Source organism: Streptomyces sp. NPDC006296 (assembly GCF_040613235.1).
Lineage (GTDB): Bacteria > Actinomycetota > Actinomycetes > Streptomycetales > Streptomycetaceae > Streptomyces.
In genome coordinates, this window is the sequence record NZ_JBEXRT010000043.1 from 35,884 (window position 1) to 55,885 (window position 20,002).

Here is a 20,002-nt window from a genome sequence, read left to right on the forward strand (position 1 = left end):
GCTGGAAACACCCCCTTACGGTTCCGGCAACATTCGAGAAGCACACCGAAACATTCGACAGAGGGTGCGGCCATGCGGGCGGGGATTTTCACTCGGGGCACACGGACGACGAGATGGGCCGCGGCCGGCGCGGCGATGGTCATGGCCGGAGTGCTGGCCGGCTGCGGGACGGGAGGCGGCGGGAGCGACGGCAGCACCCTCACCGCCTACGTCTACGGCGACGACGCCGTCAAGGTCCAGCAGGCCGCGGTCGACAGCTTCAACACGACCTCGAAGGTCAAGGTGAAGCTGGTGGCGGTCCCCGGCACCGACTACGTCAACAAACTGCGCAGCGCCATGGGATCGCCCGACGCCCCCGACATCTTCTTCAACTGGGGCGGCGGCTCCGTCAAGCCGTACGCCGACGCCGGGAAACTGCTGGACCTCACGGCGACGGTCAGGGACGACGCCGTCCTCCGGGACGGCTTCCTCCCCTCGGTGATGACCGCGGGCGGTCTCGGCGGGAAGGTCTACGGAATCCCGATGCGCGGCATGCAGCCCGTGATGCTCTTCTACAACAAGGCCCTCTTCGCCGAGCACGCGATCGAGCCGCCCCGGACCTGGCAGGAGCTCCGGAAGGCTGTCAGCACCTTCAAGGCGGCGGGCATCACCCCGTTCGCCCTCGGCGGCTCCGACAAGTGGCCCGAACTGATGTGGATGGAATACCTGCTGGACCGGATCGGCGGCCCCGAGGTCTTCCGGAGGATCCAGGACGGCGACCCCGGGGGATGGGGCGACCCCGCGGTGCTCGAGGCGGCCCGGACCGTCAGGCAGCTGGTCGACGACGGCGCGTTCGGCACGAATTTCACCTCCGTCGACTACGGCAACGGCGGAGCGCCCGCCCTGCTCAACCAGGGCAAGGCCGCCATGCACCTCATGGGCTCGTGGGAGTACTCGACCCAACTGGGCAAGGCCCCCGGCTTCGCCGAGAAGGACCTCGGCTGGACCGCCTTCCCGACGGTCGCCGGCGGAGCGGGCGACCCGGCGAACGTCGTGGGCAACCCCACCAACTACTGGTCGGTCAACGCCCGGACCAAGCACAAGGACACCGCCGTCGCGTTCCTCAGGACGATGGCCTCGCAGTCCTACGCGCAGGCCCTCGTCGACAACGGCGACGTCCCCACCACCTCGGGCGCCGCCTCGATGCTGAGCGGTTCGCCCGACCCGCGGTTCGCCACCGACCAGTACGAGATGGTGCGGAAGGCCCCGAGCTTCACCCTCTCCTGGGACCAGGCACTCGAAGCCCGCTACGCCACACCGCTGCTCACGGAGATCAGCAAGCTGTTCGCCGGCCGGAGCACCCCCGAGCAGTTCGTCGACGCGATGAGGGCCGCCAAGTGACGACGCCGCACCACCCACCGGTCGCGAGGAGGCGCCCGGGCGGCAAGGCGGCCGTCGGCGACGCCGGCCGTCCGCCGGTCGCCTGGGCCGTCCCCGGCATCCTCTTCTTCGCCGTCTTCGCGATCGTCCCCCTGGCCATCGCCGTGTACCTCTCCTTCTGCACCTGGGACGGGCTCGGCTCCCCGGTCCTCACCGGGCCGGACAACTGGACCCGGCTGTTCGGGGACGCCGAGTTCGGCCGGGCCGCCTGGCTGAGCCTGCTGCTCACCACGGTCAGCTGGGCCTTCCAGACGCCGGTGGCCCTCCTGCTGGGCGTGTGGGCGGCGGGCCGCCAGCGCAGCCGCGCCTTCCTGTCGGCGGTCTTCTTCATCCCGCTGCTGCTCTCCACCACCGCGATCGCGATGCTGTTCCACTCCCTGCTCGACCCCAACTTCGGCGTGATCCGGGTGATCGGGCCCTGGCTGGGCATCGACCCCGACGTCATGGGCTCGTCCACCGGCGCCCTGCTCGTGGTCGCCTTCGTCGGCGGCTGGCAGTTCATGCCCTTCCACACGCTGATCTACCAGGGCGGCGCCCGGCAGATCCCCGAAGTCCTCCACCAGGCCGCCTCGATCGACGGCGCGGGCAGGGTGCGGCGGTTCTTCCACATCACGCTGCCGCAGCTGCGCCACACGATCACGACCTCGTCGGTTCTGATGATCGTCGGCTCGCTCACCTACTTCGACACGGTGCTCATCATGACCAGGGGCGGTCCCGGCACGGACACGACGATCCTGCCCTACCTGATGTACCGGACCGGCTTCCAGACCTACGACCTCGGCTACGCGGCGGCCGTCGCCACCGCACTCGTCGTGGTGGCCACCGGCATCTCGCTGCTCATGGTCCGGCTGAGCGGCTTCGGCACCATGCGGTCCACCCGGGAAGGGATGTGACGCGATGACGACCGGTATCCGCACGGCCGCGCAGCGCCGCCCGGCACCGGACGCGGCGCCGCGCGGCCGTCCGGGCCGTCCGCGCAGAGTGCGGGGCAACCCGGTGGCCGGCCTCGGCTCGATGATCTGGCTGCTCGTCGTCCTGGTGCCCCTCTACACCCTGGTCTCCGCGTCGCTGATGCGCCAGGACGAGGCACTGAACGGCGACCCGCTGGCGATCCCGACGGATCCGACGTTCGAGAACTACCGCACCGTGCTGGACAGCGGCTTCCTCACGCTGATCGGGAACACCGCGATCGTGGCCGCGGCCACGGTGGTCCTCGTGCTGGTGCTCTCGGTCCCGGTGGCCTACGTCGCGGTGCGCACCCGCAGCCGCCTCTCCTCGCTCGCCTTCCGCACCTTCCTGCTCGGCGTGGCGATCCCGGCGCAGGCGGTGATCGTGCCGCTCTACCTGATGATCGGGAAGCTGGGGCTGTACGACACCCTGTGGGCGGTGGTCCTGCCCACCGCGGCGTTCGCGATGCCCGTCGCGGTCCTCGTGCTCAGCGGCACGATGCGCGACGTCTCCGAGGAGATGTACGAGGCGATGGCCCTGGACGGTGCCTCGCCCGTGCGCATGCTGTGGCAGCTGGCCGTCCCGCTCTCCAGGGCGGGGATCAGCACCGTCGCGATCTACTCCGCGCTGCAGGCGTGGAACGGCTTCCTGTTCCCGCTGATCCTCACGCAGTCGGAGGAGCGGCGGGTCCTGACGCTCGGGCTGTTCACCTTCATGAGCCAGTTCGGAGTGAACATCCCCGCGGTACTGGCGGCGGTCGTCCTGTCCGTCGTACCGGTCTTCGCCGTGTACCTCGTGGCCCGGCGGGCGCTGACCGACGGACTGATGGGGGTGGGCGGCAAGTAGCGCACCGACGCCGCCCCCGACCGCAGCACTCACGAGAGGAACCCCTGCCCGCATGGCGATCCACCCTGCCCCGCAGACCCGACAGGCCGACCCGCCCCCCGCCGTCGACGGCCCGTGGCGCGACCCCTCGCTCGACCCCGGGACGCGGGTCGCCGACCTGGCGTCCCGGATGACCCTGGAGGAGAAGGCCGCCCAGCTGTACGGGATCTGGGTGGGCGCCGACGCCGAGGGCGGCGGAGTCGCGCCGCACCAGAACGACATGGTCGACCCGGTCGACTACGAGGACCTCATCACCCGCGGACTCGGCCAGCTCACCCGCCCGTTCGGCTCCGCCCCGGTGGACCCGGCGACCGGCGCCGTCTCCCTGGCCCGCGCCCAGGCCGGGATCGTGGCGGCGGGCCGCTTCGGGATCCCCGCACTGGCCCACGAGGAGTGCCTGGCCGGATTCACCGCCTGGGGCGCGACCGCCTACCCGGTACCGCTGGCCTGGGGAGCGGCCTGGGACCCGGAACTGGTCGCCGAGATGGCGCACCGCATCGGCGGCGACATGCGGTCGGTCGGTGTCCACCAGGGTCTCGCCCCCGTCCTGGACGTGGTGCGCGACCTGCGCTGGGGCCGCGTCGAGGAGACCATCGGCGAGGACCCCTACCTGGTCGCGACCATCGGGACGGCCTACGTCCGCGGACTGGAGTCCGCCGGGGTCGTCGCCACGCTCAAGCACTTCGCCGGCTACTCCGCTTCGGCCGGGGCCCGCAACCTCTCCCCGGTCCGGGCCGGCGCCCGGGAACTGGCCGACGTGATCCTGCCGCCCTTCGAGATGGCGGTCCGCGACGGCGGCCCCCGCTCGGTGATGCACTCGTACGCCGAGATCGACGGGGTGCCCGCCGCCGCCGACCCCGCCCTGCTCACCGGTCTCCTCAGGGACACCTGGGGCTTCACCGGCACGGTCGTCGCCGACTACTTCGGCATCGGCTTCCTGGAGACCCTGCACCGGGTGGCCGGGGACCGTGCGGACGCCGCCCGCCTCGCCCTCACGGCGGGCGTGGACGTGGAACTGCCCACGGTGCGCAGCTACGGCGACGAGCTGGTGGCGGCGGTCCGCGACGGACGCGTGGCCGAGGAACTGCTGGACCGCGCCCTGCGCAGGGTCCTGCTGCAGAAGTGCGAGCTCGGCCTGCTCGATCCGGACCGGCAGGTCCGGCCGGCCGCGCTCGACGGGGCGGACCCGGACCGGGCGCGCGGCACGGTGGACCTCGACCCTCCGCACAACCGCGCCCTGGCCCGGCTGCTCGCCGAACGGTCCTGCGTGCTGCTGGCCAATCCCGGCGGCGTGCTCCCGCTGGCCGGGACCGGACGGATCGCGGTCGTGGGGCCGCGCGCCGACGATCCGCTGGCCATGCTCGGCTGCTACTCCTTCCCGAGCCACGTCGGGGTCCAGCACCCCGGCGTGCCCCTGGGCATCGCCGTTCCCACGCTGCTCGAAGCGCTGCGGGAGGAGTTCCCCGGTGCGCACGTCGACCACGCGCCGGGCTGCGCGGTGGACGGCACGGACTCCGCCGGGATCGAGAGCGCCGCCGCACGGGCGGCCGGCGCCGACCTCTGTGTGGCGGTGCTCGGCGACCGGGCCGGACTCTTCGGCCGGGGCACATCGGGCGAGGGCTGCGACGCCGCCGACCTGGCGCTGCCCGGCCTCCAGGGCGCGCTCCTGGACGCGCTGCTGGCGACCGGGACCCCGGTGGTCCTGGTGCTGCTGACCGGGCGGACGTACGCGCTCGGCCGGTGGGCGGACCGGCTGGCGGGCTGTGTGCAGGCCTTCTTCCCCGGCGAGGAGGGCGGCCCCGCGCTCGCCGGCGTCCTCTCGGGCCGGGTCAACCCCTCCGGACGCCTGCCGCTCGGCGTGCCCGACGGCCCCGGCGGTCAGCCCTGGACGTATCTGCAGCCGCCGCTCGGCCGGGCCAACGGGGTCAGCAACCTCGACCCCACGCCCCTCTACCCCTTCGGCCACGGACTCTCGTACACCTCCTTCGGGTGGGAGCCCGCCGAGGACGGGCCGGCCGAACTGCCCACCGACGCCGAGGCCGACCTCGCGATCACGGTCCGCAACACCGGCGACCGCGACGGCACCGAGGTGGTCCAGCTGTACGTCCACGACCCGGTCGCCCAGACCACCCGGCCCGAGGCCCGGCTCATCGGGTACGCCCGGGTGCCGCTCGCGGCGGGGGAGTCCCGCAGGGTCGGCTTCCGCTTCCACCCGGACCTGGCCGCGTTCACCGGGGCCGGCGGACACCGGATCGTCGAACCCGGCGAGCTGGAGCTGCGCTTCGCGACGTCCAGCGACCCCGCGGACGTCCGGCACACCGTACGGCTGCGCCTCACCGGCCCCGAGCGCAGGGTCGGGCACGGACGCCGGATGGTCTGCGCCGCCTCGGTCGGCCCGCCCGCCGCGCGGACCTGAGCGCGGCGGAGCCGATCGGTGCGGCCCGGTCCGTCCGCGACCGGGCAGGCCTCCTCCCCGAGGCCGGATCGCGGACGGACCGGGCCGACGACAGGACGGACAGGCCGGGCGGGCGCCCGAAAGTTTCGAAGACGCCCGCCGGCCTCCACGCGGTGAACCCGCAGCCCGTTCCACGGTGCGGATGGTGCCGCCTCCCCCGCCGTGTCCCCTCCGCGCCGTGGTATCCCGTAACCCGGCGGTGGACGCCGGCGGCGCGCGGGCGCGGCCGTGCGGGCCCGCCGAAGGGTCTCCGGCCGGACCGAGCCGGCCGGAGCGGACGAGGAGGCGGCAGGGATGGGCATCGAGATCCGGGACCCCGAGGGGAACGGCGCGACGCTGGAGGCGGCCCCCGGGCCCGCGGAGGGACCGCTCCGGGTCGGGATCCTGATCGAGGGCCCCGCGGCGCACGCCGCCTGGTCCTGCACCCCGGCCGCGGCCAGGGAGCTCGCCGCGGCCCTCGTCACGGCGGCCGACGAGGCGGAGCACGCGCGTGACGCGGAACCGGTCAGCGTCCGGGCCGCCGATCTGCTGCGCGGGGACGTCAGGGACGCCGACCGGCTCATGACGGTGGAGGCCGTCCGGGCGGACGGGGCGAACGTCCAGGTCACCTGGACCTCCGGAGCCGGACGCAGCTGGAGCCAGACGTACGACGCCGACGCGGCCGTCCGGCTCCGCCGCAGGCTGCGGCCGGGGCCGTGACCGGCCGGGGCGAGGTTCCCCGGACGCAGTAGTACGGCACTTCTCGTACTACGAAGAAATTCGTAGTACGGTGAGGCTCGTACGAAGCGGCGGCCCGGCGTGCCCGGGCCGTCCTGCCGCCGCCTCCCCAGGAACCGGAGCCCCCGTGAGCGCACTGTTCGAGCCCTACACCCTGAGGTCGCTGACCCTTCCCAACCGCGTCTGGATGGCACCGATGTGCCAGTACAGCGCCGAGGCGTCCGGTCCCGACGCGGGGGCGCCCCACGACTGGCACGTCGTCCACTACGGCGCGCGGGCGGCCGGCGGCACCGGCCTCGTCCTCGTCGAGGCCACCGCCGTCAGCCCCGAGGGCCGGATCAGCGCGGCCGACCTCGGCATCTGGAACGACCGCCAGACGGACGCCTTCCGCCGCATCACCGCGTTCCTCGCCGGTCAGGGGACCGTTCCGGGCATCCAGCTCGCCCACGCCGGGCGCAAGGCGTCGACCGGCCGTCCCTGGCTGGGCGGCGGCCCCGTACCCGCCGGCGACGCGGAGGGCTGGCAGCCCGTCGCCCCCAGCCCCCTCCCGTTCGACGAGGGCCACACGACGCCCGCCGAGCTCGGCGCCGAGGACATCCGGCAGGTCGTCGGCCAGTTCGCCGACGCCGCCCGCCGGGCCCTCGACGCGGGCTTCCGGGTGGTGGAGATCCACGGGGCGCACGGTTACCTGATCGGTGAGTTCCTGTCCCCGCACAGCAACCGCCGCACCGACTCCTACGGCGGCTCCTTCGAGAACCGCATCCGCTTCGCGCTGGAGGTCGTGGACGCGGTGCGCGCCGTCTGGCCCGAGGAACTGCCCCTGTTCTTCCGCATCTCCGCCACCGACTGGCTGACCGAGAACGCCGACGACCCGCGCGAGGGCTGGACCGCCGACGACACCGTCCGCTTCGCCCACGAGCTGCGCGCCCACGGCGTCGACCTGCTGGACGTCTCCACCGGAGGACTCGCGCCGAAGGCGCGGATCCCCGTGGAGCCCGGCTACCAGGTGCCGTTCGCCGAGCGCGTGCGGAAGGAGACCGGCCTCCCGGTCGCCGCCGTGGGGCTGATCACCGACCCCGTGCAGGCCGAGAAGATCGTCGCGGACGGCAGCGCCGACGCCGTCCTGCTCGGCCGCGAACTGCTGCGTGACCCCTACTTCGCCCGCAACGCGGCCCGTGCGCTCGGCGGTGACGTCAGGGCGCCCGAGCCGTACGGCTACGCGGTGTGACCCCGCGTCCGCGGGTACGCTGAGCGGCGATGTCCACTCCCCAGGGCCCCACGCTGCGCGAGCTGGCCGTGCAGGCGCTCTCCTCGACGATGCGCGGATACGACCTGCTCGCGCCGAAGTTCGACCTGACGCCCTACCGGACCCCGGACCGGGTGCTCGAAGCCGCCGCCGACGCGCTGCGGCCCCTCGGGCCGTTCGGCCGGGGCCTGGACCTCTGCTGCGGCACCGGGGCGGGGACCGGAGTGCTCCGCGGTCTCTGCCGGGAGCGGGTCACCGGCGTCGACTTCAGCGCGGGCATGCTCGGTGTCGCCCGGGCCACCGCCGGGACCGCGCGGGGCCCGGCGGTGGACTGGGTCCGGGCGGATGCCCGGGCGCTGCCGTTCACCGGGGCGTTCGACCTGGCCGTGAGTTTCGGGGCGTTCGGCCATTTCCTGCCCGCGGAACGCCCCGGACTGTTCGACCAGGTGTACGCCGCGCTGCGGCCCGGCGGGCTGTTCGCCTTCCCGGTCGGAGCCCCGCCCGCGGTGGGCTCGCGCGCCTACTGGTCCCTGCTCGGCTTCGACCTGGCCATGCGGGCCCGCAACGCCCTGCGGCGCCCGCCGTTCGTCATGTACTACCGCACCTTCCCGCTCGCGGGCGTGGTGGACGACCTGGTGGGAGCCGGGTTCGGGGTGCGGCTGCTGCCCCTGGAGGAGTTCGGCCGCAGGCCGGACGGCAGCCCGCGGGCCCGGCTGGTCGTGGCCGCCCGTGGGTGAGGGGAGACCACCCGTGGGTGCGGAGCGGTCGCCCGTGCGTGAAGATCCGACGATTCTCGTACCATGGAGTCCCTAGTCCGAAGTGGAGCCACCGTGACGACGAACGCCGCTCGTGTGCTCGCCCACCCCGCGCGCGAGGAGATCCGCGTCGAGGGCGTCCTGCACGCGCTGGCCGACCCGGTCAGGCTCCGGATCGTGCGTCAGCTGGCCGCTGCCGCCGACGAGCAGGCCTGCTCCCGCTTCGACCTGCCGGTGTCCAAGTCCACCACGACCCACCACTTCAGGGTGCTCCGCGAGAGCGGGGTCATCAGCCAGTTCTACCGCGGCACCGCCAAGCTGAGCTGCGTGCGGACCGAGGACCTGGACGCGCTCTTCCCCGGCCTGCTGGACAGTGTCCTGCGCGCCGCGGACCTCCAGGCCGGACGCCTCGGCGCGGCCGGCGCGTCCCCGGCCGGACCGGCCCGCGAGCTGCCCTGAGCGGTCGGGCACCTCCGCCCGATGCCCTCCGCCGGCGCCCGGGCTCCTGCCCCGCGTCTCCCGCCGTCCGTGGCTGCGGGGGGCGTCCTCGTGCCCCACGTCCGAGGCGCCGGCCCGTGGCGGTGCGGCGGCAGGTGCGCCAGGCCGGCGCCGGCCGGTCGGGCCCGGGTCAGGCCAGCAGCCCGCGCATCCGGTCGATCTCCACGGTCTGCTGCGCGATGACGTCGTTGGCCATCTCCTCCACCAGGACGTTGTTGCCGTCGGCCAGCGCCTCGGTCGCCATGGTGACCGCTCCCTGGTGGTGGGTGATCATCAACTCCAGGAACATCCGGTCGAAGGCCTTGCCGTCGCTGTCGCGCAACCGCGCGATCTGCCGGTCGGTGGCCATTCCGGGCATCGAGGCGTGCTCGTGCGTCTCCTCGCGCGCGTCCCCGCCGTTGTTCTTCAACCAGCCCTCCATCGCGCCGATCTCCGGCTTCTGGGCCGCCGATATCCGCTCGGCCAGCCGCTCGACCGAGGTGGAGGCGGCCCGTCCGGGCACCAGGGCGGTGAGCACCAGGGCCTGGTCGTGATGCTCGATCATCATGCGCACGTAACGGAAGTCCGCCGAATTGGGGGTGTCGTCCCCGGCGGCCTTCACCGCCTCCTCGGCCGACAGCGTCCTGGCCGGTTCACCGGGCCTGCCGGGCGCCACGACCGCGGGGCCCTCGTCCGCCGAGGCCTTCGCCCCGTCGTCGCCTCCGTCGCAGCCGCCCAGCGCGAGAACGGCGGCCACGAGCGGCGCCACGAGGGCGGCCGGGCGCATGCGTGTGGTCCGACGGGAAATCAACACGGCGACCTCCATGGGCACATGAACGTGTTCCACACCATCCTCACACCTACCACCGGCCGAAGATCAAAAACTTTCATTACGTCTCTGTTGCCATCTGTTGGTGTGTACATGAGAGGGACGATACTGCCGGGGTCCGATAACCGTTCGTCGACGAACGGACACTAGGGAGGACGCAGTGACCTCGTTGCACATCACCGGCGTGCGGCGCAGACGTCTGGGTGCGGCGGCAGCCGCGGCCGGGCTCATCGCCACGCTGTTCACGGCCGGCCCCGCGGCCGCGACGCCGGACCCGGGCGACACCGCCACCACGCGCAGCGGTGTTTCCGTCAGTGAGCAGGCCGAAGCCAGAGCCGCCATCGAGAGCGGCGAGATACCCGGTGTGGACGAGATCGTCCACAGCGCGAACATCGAGCACCTCACGAACGTCCCCAAGGACGCGCTCCAGGGGCTCAACACCGACCTGGCCTTCCAGGGCGACTACGCCTACGCCGGCAACTACGACGGGTTCCGGATCTTCGACATCCGCAACCCGAAGAAGCCGAGGACCGTCGCCCAGGTCCTGTGCCCCGGTTCCCAGAACGACATCTCGGTCTCGGGGAACCTGCTCTTCCTGTCGACCGACTCCTCGCGCAGCGACGACTCGTGTGCCAGCACCACCCAGCCGGCCACGGAGAAGTCCTCCTGGGAGGGCATGAAGGTCTTCGACATCAGCGACAAGCGCAACCCGAAGTACGTCGCCGCGGTCGAGACGGCATGCGGCTCGCACACCCACACGATCATTCCCGAGCGCAAGAACGTCTACATCTACGTCTCGTCGTACTCACCGAGCGAGACGTTCCCCGACTGCCAGCCGCCGCACGACGGGATCTCCGTCATCAAGGTGCCGCGCAGCACCCCCGAGGACTCACGGGTCGTCAACTTCCCGGTGCTCTTCCCGGACGGCGGTAACCCGGGCGCGCCGACCAACCCCGGCGTCTCGAAGACCACCGGGTGCCACGACATCACCGTGCTGCCGTCGAAGGACCTCGCGGCCGGCGCGTGCATGGGCGACGGCCTGCTGTTCTCCATCAAGGACCCGGAGAACCCGAAGATCATCGACCGGGTCCAGGACAACGTGAACTTCGCGTTCTGGCACTCCGCGACCTTCAACCAGGGCGCCGACAAGGTCGTGTTCACCGATGAGCTCGGCGGCGGCGGCGCGGCCACCTGCAACGACGAGATCGGTCCGAACCGCGGGGCCGACGGCGTCTACGACATCAAGGGACGCGGCGACCACCGCAAGCTGGTCTTCCGCAGCTACTTCAAGATCGACCGCCCGCAGGCGGACACCGAGGTCTGCGTCGCGCACAACGGCTCGATCATCCCGGTCAAGGGCCGCGACATCATGGTCCAGGCCTGGTACCAGGGCGGGGTGTCCGTGTGGGACTTCACCGACTCCTCCAAGCCGAAGGAGATCGCGTACTTCGAGCGCGGCCCGGTCTCCACGGACGCGGTCACCACGGCCGGCCCGTGGTCGGCGTACTACTACAACGGCTACATCTACTCCAACGACATCGCCAAGGGCTTCGACGTCCTGAAGCTGAACGACCGGCGGACCGATCCGGCGAAGAAGGTGCGGCTGCCCGAGCTCAACGTGCAGACGCAGCCGGACTACTTCGACCGCTGATCCGCGGGCCCGGCCCGCGGGTTCTCCCGCGTGCCGGGCCGCGGTCCGTCCTGAGGCCGTCCGACAGACCGCAGCGGTGACGCAAGCGCCCCGCCGGGAAGCATCGCACCCGGCGGGGCACGTCCGTCGCACAGGTCGTGGGCCCGGCGGACACCGGCCGGCACCGTGGCGCTCAGGGCCGCCGGAACCGGCCGGACGCCGTCGGCGCGCTCAGGCGGCCGGCCGCACGTCCGTGCCCGAGACCGCCGCCCACTCCACCAGCAGGCGCTGGTACTCCGTCTCGTCGTCCGGGGACAGCAGACCGCCCGAACGCTGCCAGAGCGTGCGGATCTCCTCGTTCACCACGGAGGCGGTGCGGACGGCTGCGGACGGGTTCGGGTACGGGGGCATGTCCACCAAGCTAACCCCCCGCCGGGCTTTCCGACCCCCGCCGGGGCAGGGACATCCCTCACACCTTCTCCCGGAATTCTTCACGGACGCCGGGCACCCGGCCTCACCCGGCGGATCCCGGCAGGCCGAGCGCGCGCAGCCCGTCCGGCCGCTCCGCCACCGGCAGATGGTCCACGAGGCGCACGGCACAGCCGACGGCGGCGGCGCCCCCGTCCGCGCGGCGGTCGTCACCGACCATGACCACGTCCGCGGGAGCGAGCCCCAGCTGCGAGCACGCCGTGCCGAACAGCCGCGGATCGGGCTTCTGGACACCGTGTTCGTAGGACAGGACGTACGCGTCGACGAGCTCGTCCAGTCCGTGCGCCCGGAAGACGGGGCGCAGGTCCCAGCCGATGTTGCTCACCACGCCGACCGCGACGCCGCTGCGGCGCAGCGCGCGCAGCACCTCCTCCGCGTCGGGATACGGCCGCCAGGCGGCCGGACTCATGTGCCGCTCGTACAGCGCGTCGTACAGACCGGGATCGGGCAGGGCCACCTCGCGGGCCAGGCCCGTGTAGGCCTCCCGGTGCTGTCGCGCACTGCTGTCGCGCGCGGCCCACACGGCGGCCAGCGACGGCGGGACGCTCCTGGGGGCCGGGCCCCCGGGCAGTGCTCCGGCCTCGGCCAGCGCGCGTGCGCAGCGCTCGAAGTCGCCCTGCCCGAGGGCCGTACCCCGTGCGTCCAGGGCGGCGCGCAGCCACGCGTCGACGGGCTCGATCCGGAAGAGGGTCCCGGAGAAGTCGAAAAGTACACCCTTGATCTGCATGGACCGATCCTCGCGGCCGGCGGTGAGCGGCGAAAGGGGGGCCCGGGACGACCCCTTACCGGGAGCCGCTCCCGGAGCCCGGGGACCGCCGGAGGTATCCGTCGAAGGCCGCCGCGGAGAGCCCCACCAGCGCCCCTCCGAGAAGTACGCCGCCCACCACGTCGCTCAGCCAGTGGACGCCCAGGTACACGCGTGTGAAGGCCACCCCGGCCACCGAGATCACGGCGAGCGCCAGGGAGCCCCACCACAGGGCCGGCCGGGCGCCGTGCAGGCGCAGCAGCCACACCAGGAGCCCGCAGGTCACCATGGCGGTCATGACGTGGCCCGAGGGGAAGGCGGCGTAGTGCGCCGAGTCCACCGGGTCGGGCCACCGGGGGCGCTCCCGGCCCACCGCTGCCTTCAGCCCCTGCTGCACGAGCGCGGCGAGCAGGCTGGTCGCCGCGACCCAGCCGGCGAGCAGCCGTGATCCGCGCCACCACAGGGCGAGGACGACGACAGCGGTCAGGAGGCGCATCGTCCACGGGTCCCACACCCAGTCCGTCAATACGCGGTTGACGTGGACCAGCCCGGGTTCGGCCACCGCGTTCCGGTGCAGGGACCGGGCCACGGCCGTGTCCAGCGACATCAGCGGCGACCAGCGCACCGCGACCAGCACGAGCAGGACGAGGGACAGCGAGGTGCAGACGAGACCGGTGATCAGGCTGAGCGGCCCGGTGCGGGAGCGGAGGGAGGGGGAGTGCATGGGCACGATCCTCGCCGACGGACCGCGCGTGCGGCTATCCCAGGGCGCGGAGCCCCGGCACGAAGGCGACCAGCAGCGGGACCACGGGCACCAGGGCCGCAGCGGCGGTCAACCGGAGACGGCGGCCCGCGGTGAGCCGTTCCCCCGGAGCGAGCAGCCGGTTCACCCGGAGCGGCATCTGCGCGCCGGAGGCGGGTGCCGGGCCGAACACCCCGCGGTCCTCGTTGAGTTCGACCAGGGCGAGCGCGATCGTCAGGCGTCCGAAGCGCCGTGACGCCACGTCGTCCGCGGCCAGCTCGACGAGATGGTGCATCTGGTCCCGGAAGGCGGCGAACACCGGCACCTGCGGGAATCCGGTCGCGAGCGCGTCCGAGCAGTGCCGGAGCCAGTCGTGACGGGCTTGGGCGTGTCCCTGCTCGTGCGCCAGCACGGCATCGAGCTGACGGCCCTTCAGCCGGCCGAGAGCCGCGGTCGTGACGACCAGTTGGGGGGCCGCGCCGGGCAGCCACCAGGCGTCGGGGCGTTCGCCCTCCAGCACCACGAGGCGTCCGCTGCCCGCGTCCTCTCCCGGCATCAGCGGGGCACGGACCAGGAGTTCGGTGCGCCGCCGCCTGCGCCGGACCCGGGCCCGGTGGATCTCGCGCACGAGCATGGCGGCCGTCCACAGCCCGCCGAGCGCGAGCAGGACGGCGATCACCGCCGACCAGGGACCGTAGGCGCCGAGGGCGTACGCCTCGACCACGCCGTGCGGGGCGGGCGCGAAGACATGACCGCGCACCGCCTGCCACGCGGCGGCCGCACTGAAGGTCATGGACAGCGCGAAGGACAACAGGACGCCCGCGACCACGCACTGCCAGACCCACAGGGCCACGACCGGCTCACGCTCGGGCCACCGGGCCCTGGCCATCAGACCCGGGGCCGCGACGGCGGTCAGTGCACCGAGCAGCAGCAGCGCGAGGGAGACCAACATGGCCGTCAGCCTATGAGGGCCGCCGTGCCGGCGGGTACGGCCGCGCGCGCCAAGTGACGTACGCCACGGTGCGGGGGGCCGTCCGTCTCACAGAGTGAGCAGCATGGCGAACATGGCTATCCCCATGGTGAGTCTGCAGGCGAGTGCGAGCTCCGGCCGTGCGCCCCACGCGGGACCGGCCGGGCCGCCGGCCCGGCCCGCCGGTAACCCGCCCGGCACACCGGCGGCCGGCCCGACCGGCAACGGAGCCGGGACCAGCCGTCCCGCCGACCGCAGGACGTAGAGGGCGTAGTACAGCAGGAGCGCGCCCGTCAGCGCGGGGACCCCTCCGGCGGGCCCCGCCCCGTGTCCCGCGTGGCCGCCTCCCGCGGGGGCGGCACCGGGCGCCATCGCCACGGCCATGTAGACCATCGCCAGCGAACCGACCAGGTGGTGCAGATGGTGGCCGCCGCCACCGGCCCGCAGCAGTGCGTGCAGGGCGGAGCCGCCGAACACCACCGCGTGGACGGCCCACATCCGGTCCGGCAGGGTGAACAGGGCCGGGGGCACCGCCATCGCCGCCATCCCGAAGCCCATCAGCGCCTCGGCGCGCGCCGGTCCGCGTTCTCCGGCCGTGCCGTCCCGGGCCCGCAGCAGGCAGTACGCCCCTGTGACCCCGCACAGCACCATGAGCAGCCACCCCGACGGCGCCGGTCCGTGCACGGTGCACCTCCCCCTCGGGCGGATCATGCCGGTGTCGTCCCATCGATGCCCGGCGGCGGCACCCTCTACCGGGGCGCATTGGGGTACTGGGGGGAGCGCGCCGGGCCTGCGGGGGCGGTCAGGGGGCGGGTTAGTCTCGGGACGCACGCATCGGCCGCACACCACCGGAGAAGAGCCCATGGACATCGCACCGGCCACGGCACAGGCAGGACTGACCTTCCGCGACGCGACGGAGGACGACGTGCCGGCCCTGGTGCGCCTGGTCGAGTCCGCCTACCGGGGCGACGCGAGCCGGACCGGATGGACCACCGAGGCGGATCTCCTCCACGGCCGGCGCACCGACGCCGAGGGAGTGCGCGCGCTGCTCGCCGGCCCCGCGGGCAAGGTCCTGGTCGCCGAACGGGACGGCGAGCCGGTCGCCTGCTGCCAGCTCGCAGACCGGGGGAGTGCCGCGTACTTCGGCATGTTCGCGGTCAGGCCGGAGCTGCAGGGCGCCGGCCTCGGCAAGGTGATCATCGCCGAGGCGGAACGCACGGCCCGCGAGGGCTGGGGCGCGAGCGAGATGCACATGACGGTGATCTCGGTCCGCGAGGAGCTGATCGCCTGGTACGAGCGCCGCGGCTACCGCCGCACCGGGGAGCTCACCCCCTTCCCGTACGGCGACGAGCGCTTCGGTGTTCCGCAGCGCGCCGACCTCGCGTTCGAGCTGCTGGTCAAGGAGCTGTAGGGCGCGGGGAGCGGCGCCGCGGCCCCGGCGCCTCAGGACGCGGGGCCGCCCGGGCGCCGGATCTCAGGGAAGTCGGTCGTCGCTCCGTCCAGGCCCAGCGCGTGGACGAGGCGCAGGTGGTCCTGGGTGTTGACCACCCAGCCGATCACCTTCAGCCCCTCGGCGTGCGCCTGCTCGACGACGTCGAGGGTGAGCCGGCGGATGTTCAGGGCGAGCGTCGCCGCGCCGACCGCCTTCGCCCGGTCGACCACGTCACCCTCCCAGCGGCTGGCGATGAGCACCGTCCGCACGCCCGGGACCAGCCGGGCGATCTCCGCGACCGCCTCGTCGTGGAACGAGGACACCTCGACACGGCCGGCCAGATCGCGGCGCAGCATCACCTCGGCGAGCGCCCGCGCGGCCGCGGCGTCCTTGATCTCGGCCTGGACGGGTGAACCGACCGCGTCCAGCACCTCCTCGAAGACGGGCACCCGCTCGCCCTGCCCCGCGTCGAGCCCGCGCAGCTCCGCCATGGTCTTCTCGGCGATCAGCCCCCGCCCGTCCGTCGTGCGGTCCACGGCGGCGTCGTGCATCACGGCGAGCTCCCCGTCCTTGCTCAGGTGGAGGTCCAGCTCGACGGCGTCCATGCCGGCCCGCTCCGCGTGCGCGAACGAGCGCAGCGTGTTCTCCGGCTCGACCCCCATGACCCCGCGATGACCGATGGTGAGAAAAGTCAAGGCACTCCCGCTTCCGTGTGTCCGTGTCCGTCCGCCGTGCGGCTCCTGCCCCCAGCGAACCAGTTCGCGCACGGGGAGCCGCCCCCGGCCCGCCACGGCGGCGGAAGAACAGGTCGCCCCCAGGTGTGACAGGAAAAATAGCGGTGAACATGATGGGTGGCAGGATAATTTTCTGCCGCCCACTTGTCCGAAGGAACCGGAAATGGATACGGTTGCTTGACGCGAAGTTCTCCTGTGAAGGAAGTGCTATGACGGAAATTCTTGAGCGTGACCACGCCACCGGCGCGATAGCTGCAGCCCAACGGGTCGTGGAGCATCCGGCCTGGCCCGTGCTCAAGAGTGCCGTGGAAGAGCTCCGCCCCTGGCAGTCCAAGGACGGCTCCATCGACTTCGACGCCGAGGACGCGCCCTCCGCCGCGACGGCCGGCGAGGCCGTCGCCCGCGTGGTCACCGCGGTCGAGCAGCTCTCCCCGCTGCTCCCGCACGACGAGGCCTACCACCGCGCGCTCGTCACCGACCTGCGCCGCTGGGCGGCGGACGGCTTCGGCGTCCCCGACTTCCTCGACTCCCTGCTCGCCTTCCAGCCCGCCGGGAACCGCGCCGACGGCCTCCAGCACCTGGTCGTCTTCGCGATGTACACGCAGAACGGCAACCCGGACCGTAATCTGGAAGCGGTCGTGCTGCGCATGGTCTGGCCCGAGTGGCTCGCCGACCTGGAGGCCACGCGCTACGACAACCCGCTGTTCTGCGGGATCACCTTCGAGGACTTCACCTCGGGCTACGACACCAACTCCGCGGTGCTCTTCCCCGAGACCATCGCCGTGCGCGAGGCGCCGGAGCGCTTCAGCTGGGGCGGCATCTTCTGCGACCGGGAGGCCGCGCGCTTCCGCCGCGTCACCGAGGCGTCCGTGGAGCTGCTGAGCCTCGACCTGCCCGAGGACATCCGCGAGATGCTCGGCGACCAGAAGCGCTGCGAGCAGGCCTTCGTGCTCTGGGACATGGTCCACGACCGCACCCACAGCCACGGCGACCTCCCGTTCGACCCCTTCATGATCAAGCAGCGCCAGCCGTTCTGGATGTACGGGCTCGAAGAGCTGCGCTGCGACCTCACCGCCTTCAAGGAGGCCGTGAAGCTGGAGGCCGACGGCTTCGGCCAGGGCCGGGACGTCCAGTTCGCCGTGCTCTTCGACCGGATGTTCCGCTTCCCCGTGACCGGCGAGCGCGTCCGCAACTACGACGGTCTCGGCGGCCAGCTGCTCTTCTCCTACCTCCACAAGCACGACGTGGTCCGCTGGACCGACAACACGCTCACCATCGACTGGGACCGCGCGCCGCAGGTCACCAACGAGCTGTGCGGAGAGATCGAGAAGCTCTACCGCGACGGCATCGACCGCCCGAAGCTCGTGCACTGGTTCGCCGCGTACGACCTGGTCGCCACCTACCTCGCACCCCACCCGGGCTCCCGCTGGGCCAAGGGGCCCGACGCCCTCGACCTCGATCTGCCCCCGCGCAAGCTCGTCGACGACGTGCTTCCGGACGAGTTTCCCCTGAGCATGTTCTATGAGGCGCTCTCGAAGAAGCTGAAGCATGTGATCGCCTCCACCAAGGGGATCACCGCGGCGGACGCCGGGCGGGCAGCTGCGTGAGCGCGGGTTCTGAGGAGGCGGTGGCGATGAACGGAACGGACAGGGCCGACGGCGGCGTGCTCGAGGGCGCGGTGATCGCGGTGGCCGGGGCGGCGGGACCGGCGGGCCGGGCCACCCTGCTCAGGCTCGCCGAGGCGGGCGCGACCGTGATCGCCTCGGACGCCAACCCCGAGCGGCTGGCGGAGGCGGTCGACGCCGCGCGGTACGCGCACGGCGGAGCGACCGTCACGGGCGACACGGTCGACCTGCTGGACCCGGCGGCCGCGCGGGAATGGGCGCTCAAGACCGAAAAGGAGTTCGGCCGTGTCGACGGCCTGGTCCACCTCGTCGGCGGCTGGCGCGGCGGCTCCGGATTCGCGGACACCAGCCTTGCCGACTGGGACTTCCTGGAGAAGCTGCTGATCCGCACCGTCCAGTCCACCTCGCTGGCCTTCCACGAGGCACTCCAGCGCAGCGACCGCGGCCGGTACGTGCTGATCAGCGCGGCCGGGGCGGGCAAGCCCACCGCGGGGAACGCCGCCTACGCCGCGTCCAAGGCGGCAGCCGAGGCGTGGACGCTCGCGCTGGCCGACGCCTTCCGCAAGGCGGGGGGCGACGCGGGCCCGACATCGGCTGCTGCGATCCTGGTGGTCAAGGCTCTGGTGCACGACGCGATGCGCGCCGAGCGACCGAACGCCAAGTTCGCGGGCTTCACCGACGTCACGGAGCTGGCCGACGCCATCGCCGGGGTCTGGGACCGGCCCGCCGGAGAAGTGAACGGAAAACGCCTGTGGCTGACCCCGCAACCGTAAGGACCGACGCGCGCCGTCATCACGATCCGCAGGTGCGCGGCTTCGCGAGCGACAACTACGCGGGCGTCCACCCCGAGGTCCTCGCGGCCCTCGCCCTCGCCAACGGCGGCCACCAGGTCGCCTACGGCGAGGACGACTACACCGGACACCTCCAGCGCGTCATGCACAGCCACTTCGGCCCCACCGCCGAGGCCTTCCCGGTCTTCAACGGCACCGGGGCCAACGTGGTCGCCCTCCAGGCACTGGCCGACCGCTGGGGCGCGGTGATCTGCGCGGAGTCCGCCCACATCAACGTGGACGAGGGCGGCGCGCCGGAACGCGTGGGCGGCCTCAAGCTGCTCACCGTCCCGACCCCGGACGGCAAGCTCACCCCGGAGCTCATCGACCGCGAGGCGTACGGCTGGGACGACGAGCACCGGGCGATGCCGCAGGTCGTCTCGATCACCCAGAACACCGAGCTCGGCACCGTCTACACGCCCGGTGAGATCCGCGCCATCTGCGACCACGCCCACGCCCGGGGCATGAAGGTGCACCTCGACGGTGCCCGGATAGCCAACGCCGCCGCGTCGCTGGACGTACCGATGCGCACGTTCACCAACACGGTCGGGGTCGACGTCCTGTCCTTCGGCGGCACCAAGAACGGCGCGCTCTTCGGCGAGGCCGTCGTCGTCCTCAACCCCGACTCGGTCCGGGCGATGAAGCACCTGCGGAAGCTGTCGATGCAGCTCGCCTCCAAGATGCGCTTCGTCTCGGTCCAGCTCGAAGCGCTGCTCGCCGGCGACCTGTGGCTGCGCAACGCGCGCCACGCCAACGCCATGGCCCAGCGGCTCGCCGACGGGGTCAGGACGGTGGACGGGGTGGAGATCCTCCACCCCGTCCAGGCCAACGCGGTGTTCGCCCGCCTGCCGCACGCGGTGACCGAGCGGCTCCAGAAGCGATTCCGCTTCTACTTCTGGGACGAGAAGGCCGGCGACGTCCGCTGGATGTGCGCCTTCGACACCCGCGAGGACGACGTGGACGCCTTCGTGCTGGCGCTCAAGGAGGAGATGGCGCGGCAGCAGTAGCGGCCCGCCCGTGCGGCCGGCCGGGAGCACCACGCTCCCGGTCGGCCGCAGGTCACGCCCGTGCGGC

At 72.7% G+C, this 20,002-nt stretch carries 20 protein-coding genes; 13 read left to right on the forward strand and 7 right to left on the reverse strand.

Going from position 1 to position 20,002, the window contains the following annotated elements; all coding sequences use genetic code 11:
* The first annotated feature begins 135 nt into the window (after positions 1 to 135).
* From ABZ172_RS25095 to ABZ172_RS25130, 8 genes are all read left to right on the forward strand, one after another.
* Positions 136 to 1,380, forward strand: a complete 1,245-nt coding sequence (locus ABZ172_RS25095) for an extracellular solute-binding protein (RefSeq protein WP_356886667.1) — start codon at positions 136 to 138, stop codon at positions 1,378 to 1,380.
* Complete coding sequence (locus ABZ172_RS25100; RefSeq protein ID WP_356886669.1) at positions 1,377 to 2,312, forward strand: sugar ABC transporter permease; 936 nt, start codon at positions 1,377 to 1,379, stop codon at positions 2,310 to 2,312. The genes ABZ172_RS25095 and ABZ172_RS25100 overlap by 4 nt, the downstream gene beginning before the upstream one ends.
* A 4-nt stretch (positions 2,313 to 2,316) precedes the next feature.
* Positions 2,317 to 3,213, forward strand: coding sequence for a carbohydrate ABC transporter permease (locus tag ABZ172_RS25105; RefSeq protein WP_356886671.1), 897 nt, complete (start codon positions 2,317 to 2,319; stop codon positions 3,211 to 3,213).
* Positions 3,214 to 3,265: 52 nt separating this feature from the next.
* Complete coding sequence (locus tag ABZ172_RS25110; protein ID WP_356886673.1) at positions 3,266 to 5,668, forward strand: glycoside hydrolase family 3 N-terminal domain-containing protein; 2,403 nt, start codon at positions 3,266 to 3,268, stop codon at positions 5,666 to 5,668.
* 333 nt (positions 5,669 to 6,001) lie between these two features.
* Positions 6,002 to 6,406, forward strand: coding sequence for a hypothetical protein (locus ABZ172_RS25115; protein WP_356886675.1), 405 nt, complete (start codon positions 6,002 to 6,004; stop codon positions 6,404 to 6,406).
* 145 nt (positions 6,407 to 6,551) lie between these two features.
* Positions 6,552 to 7,652: an NADH:flavin oxidoreductase/NADH oxidase gene (locus ABZ172_RS25120; RefSeq protein WP_356886677.1), complete on the forward strand. Its 1,101-nt coding sequence runs from the start codon at positions 6,552 to 6,554 to the stop codon at positions 7,650 to 7,652.
* A 29-nt stretch (positions 7,653 to 7,681) separates the two neighbouring features.
* Positions 7,682 to 8,407, forward strand: a complete 726-nt coding sequence (locus tag ABZ172_RS25125) for a class I SAM-dependent methyltransferase (protein WP_356886679.1) — start codon at positions 7,682 to 7,684, stop codon at positions 8,405 to 8,407.
* Positions 8,408 to 8,500: 93 nt separating this feature from the next.
* Positions 8,501 to 8,884, forward strand: coding sequence for a helix-turn-helix transcriptional regulator (locus tag ABZ172_RS25130; protein WP_356886681.1), 384 nt, complete (start codon positions 8,501 to 8,503; stop codon positions 8,882 to 8,884).
* A 169-nt stretch (positions 8,885 to 9,053) separates the two neighbouring features.
* On the opposite strand, the gene ABZ172_RS25135 is transcribed toward ABZ172_RS25130, so the two are convergent.
* On the reverse strand, positions 9,054 to 9,728 hold the full coding sequence (locus ABZ172_RS25135) for a DUF305 domain-containing protein (RefSeq protein ID WP_356886709.1): 675 nt from the start codon (positions 9,726 to 9,728) through the stop codon (positions 9,054 to 9,056).
* A gap of 163 nt (positions 9,729 to 9,891) precedes the next feature.
* Here ABZ172_RS25135 and ABZ172_RS25140 point away from each other — a divergent pair, with 163 nt between their 5' ends.
* A complete protein-coding gene (locus tag ABZ172_RS25140; protein WP_356886683.1) occupies positions 9,892 to 11,382 on the forward strand; it encodes a hypothetical protein in 1,491 nt (496 codons plus the stop codon).
* Positions 11,383 to 11,592: 210 nt separating this feature from the next.
* Here ABZ172_RS25140 and ABZ172_RS25145 read toward each other — a convergent pair whose 3' ends face one another.
* From ABZ172_RS25145 to ABZ172_RS25165, 5 genes are all read right to left on the reverse strand, one after another.
* Entirely contained in the window at positions 11,593 to 11,772 is a 180-nt protein-coding gene (locus ABZ172_RS25145; RefSeq protein WP_356886685.1) for a hypothetical protein, read from the reverse strand.
* A gap of 103 nt (positions 11,773 to 11,875) precedes the next feature.
* A complete protein-coding gene (locus ABZ172_RS25150) occupies positions 11,876 to 12,577 on the reverse strand; it encodes an HAD-IA family hydrolase (protein WP_356886687.1) in 702 nt (233 codons plus the stop codon).
* 55 nt (positions 12,578 to 12,632) lie between these two features.
* A complete protein-coding gene (locus ABZ172_RS25155; RefSeq protein WP_356886689.1) occupies positions 12,633 to 13,319 on the reverse strand; it encodes a phosphatase PAP2 family protein in 687 nt (228 codons plus the stop codon).
* Between the two features lie 34 nt (positions 13,320 to 13,353).
* Entirely contained in the window at positions 13,354 to 14,289 is a 936-nt protein-coding gene (locus ABZ172_RS25160; protein ID WP_356886691.1) for a M56 family metallopeptidase, read from the reverse strand.
* An 87-nt stretch (positions 14,290 to 14,376) separates the two neighbouring features.
* On the reverse strand, positions 14,377 to 14,991 hold the full coding sequence (locus ABZ172_RS25165) for a DUF5134 domain-containing protein (RefSeq protein ID WP_356886693.1): 615 nt from the start codon (positions 14,989 to 14,991) through the stop codon (positions 14,377 to 14,379).
* Between the two features lie 178 nt (positions 14,992 to 15,169).
* Here ABZ172_RS25165 and ABZ172_RS25170 point away from each other — a divergent pair, with 178 nt between their 5' ends.
* Positions 15,170 to 15,718 carry a GNAT family N-acetyltransferase gene (locus tag ABZ172_RS25170; RefSeq protein ID WP_356886695.1) on the forward strand — a complete coding sequence of 183 codons (549 nt, stop codon included), beginning with the start codon at positions 15,170 to 15,172 and terminating at the stop codon, positions 15,716 to 15,718.
* Positions 15,719 to 15,750: 32 nt separating this feature from the next.
* Here ABZ172_RS25170 and ABZ172_RS25175 read toward each other — a convergent pair whose 3' ends face one another.
* A complete protein-coding gene (locus tag ABZ172_RS25175; RefSeq protein ID WP_356886711.1) occupies positions 15,751 to 16,401 on the reverse strand; it encodes a glycerophosphodiester phosphodiesterase family protein in 651 nt (216 codons plus the stop codon).
* Between the two features lie 281 nt (positions 16,402 to 16,682).
* Between ABZ172_RS25175 and ABZ172_RS25180 the strand changes: the two genes are divergently transcribed.
* The 3 genes from ABZ172_RS25180 to ABZ172_RS25190 are packed head-to-tail and all read left to right on the forward strand — an operon-like array spanning position 16,683 to position 19,935.
* Positions 16,683 to 18,080: a DUF6421 family protein gene (locus ABZ172_RS25180; protein WP_356886697.1), complete on the forward strand. Its 1,398-nt coding sequence runs from the start codon at positions 16,683 to 16,685 to the stop codon at positions 18,078 to 18,080.
* A 26-nt stretch (positions 18,081 to 18,106) separates the two neighbouring features.
* Positions 18,107 to 18,871 carry an SDR family NAD(P)-dependent oxidoreductase gene (locus ABZ172_RS25185; RefSeq protein WP_356886699.1) on the forward strand — a complete coding sequence of 255 codons (765 nt, stop codon included), beginning with the start codon at positions 18,107 to 18,109 and terminating at the stop codon, positions 18,869 to 18,871.
* Positions 18,850 to 19,935, forward strand: a complete 1,086-nt coding sequence (locus ABZ172_RS25190) for a low specificity L-threonine aldolase (protein ID WP_356886701.1) — start codon at positions 18,850 to 18,852, stop codon at positions 19,933 to 19,935. The genes ABZ172_RS25185 and ABZ172_RS25190 overlap by 22 nt, the downstream gene beginning before the upstream one ends.
* Positions 19,936 to 20,002 lie beyond the last annotated feature (67 nt).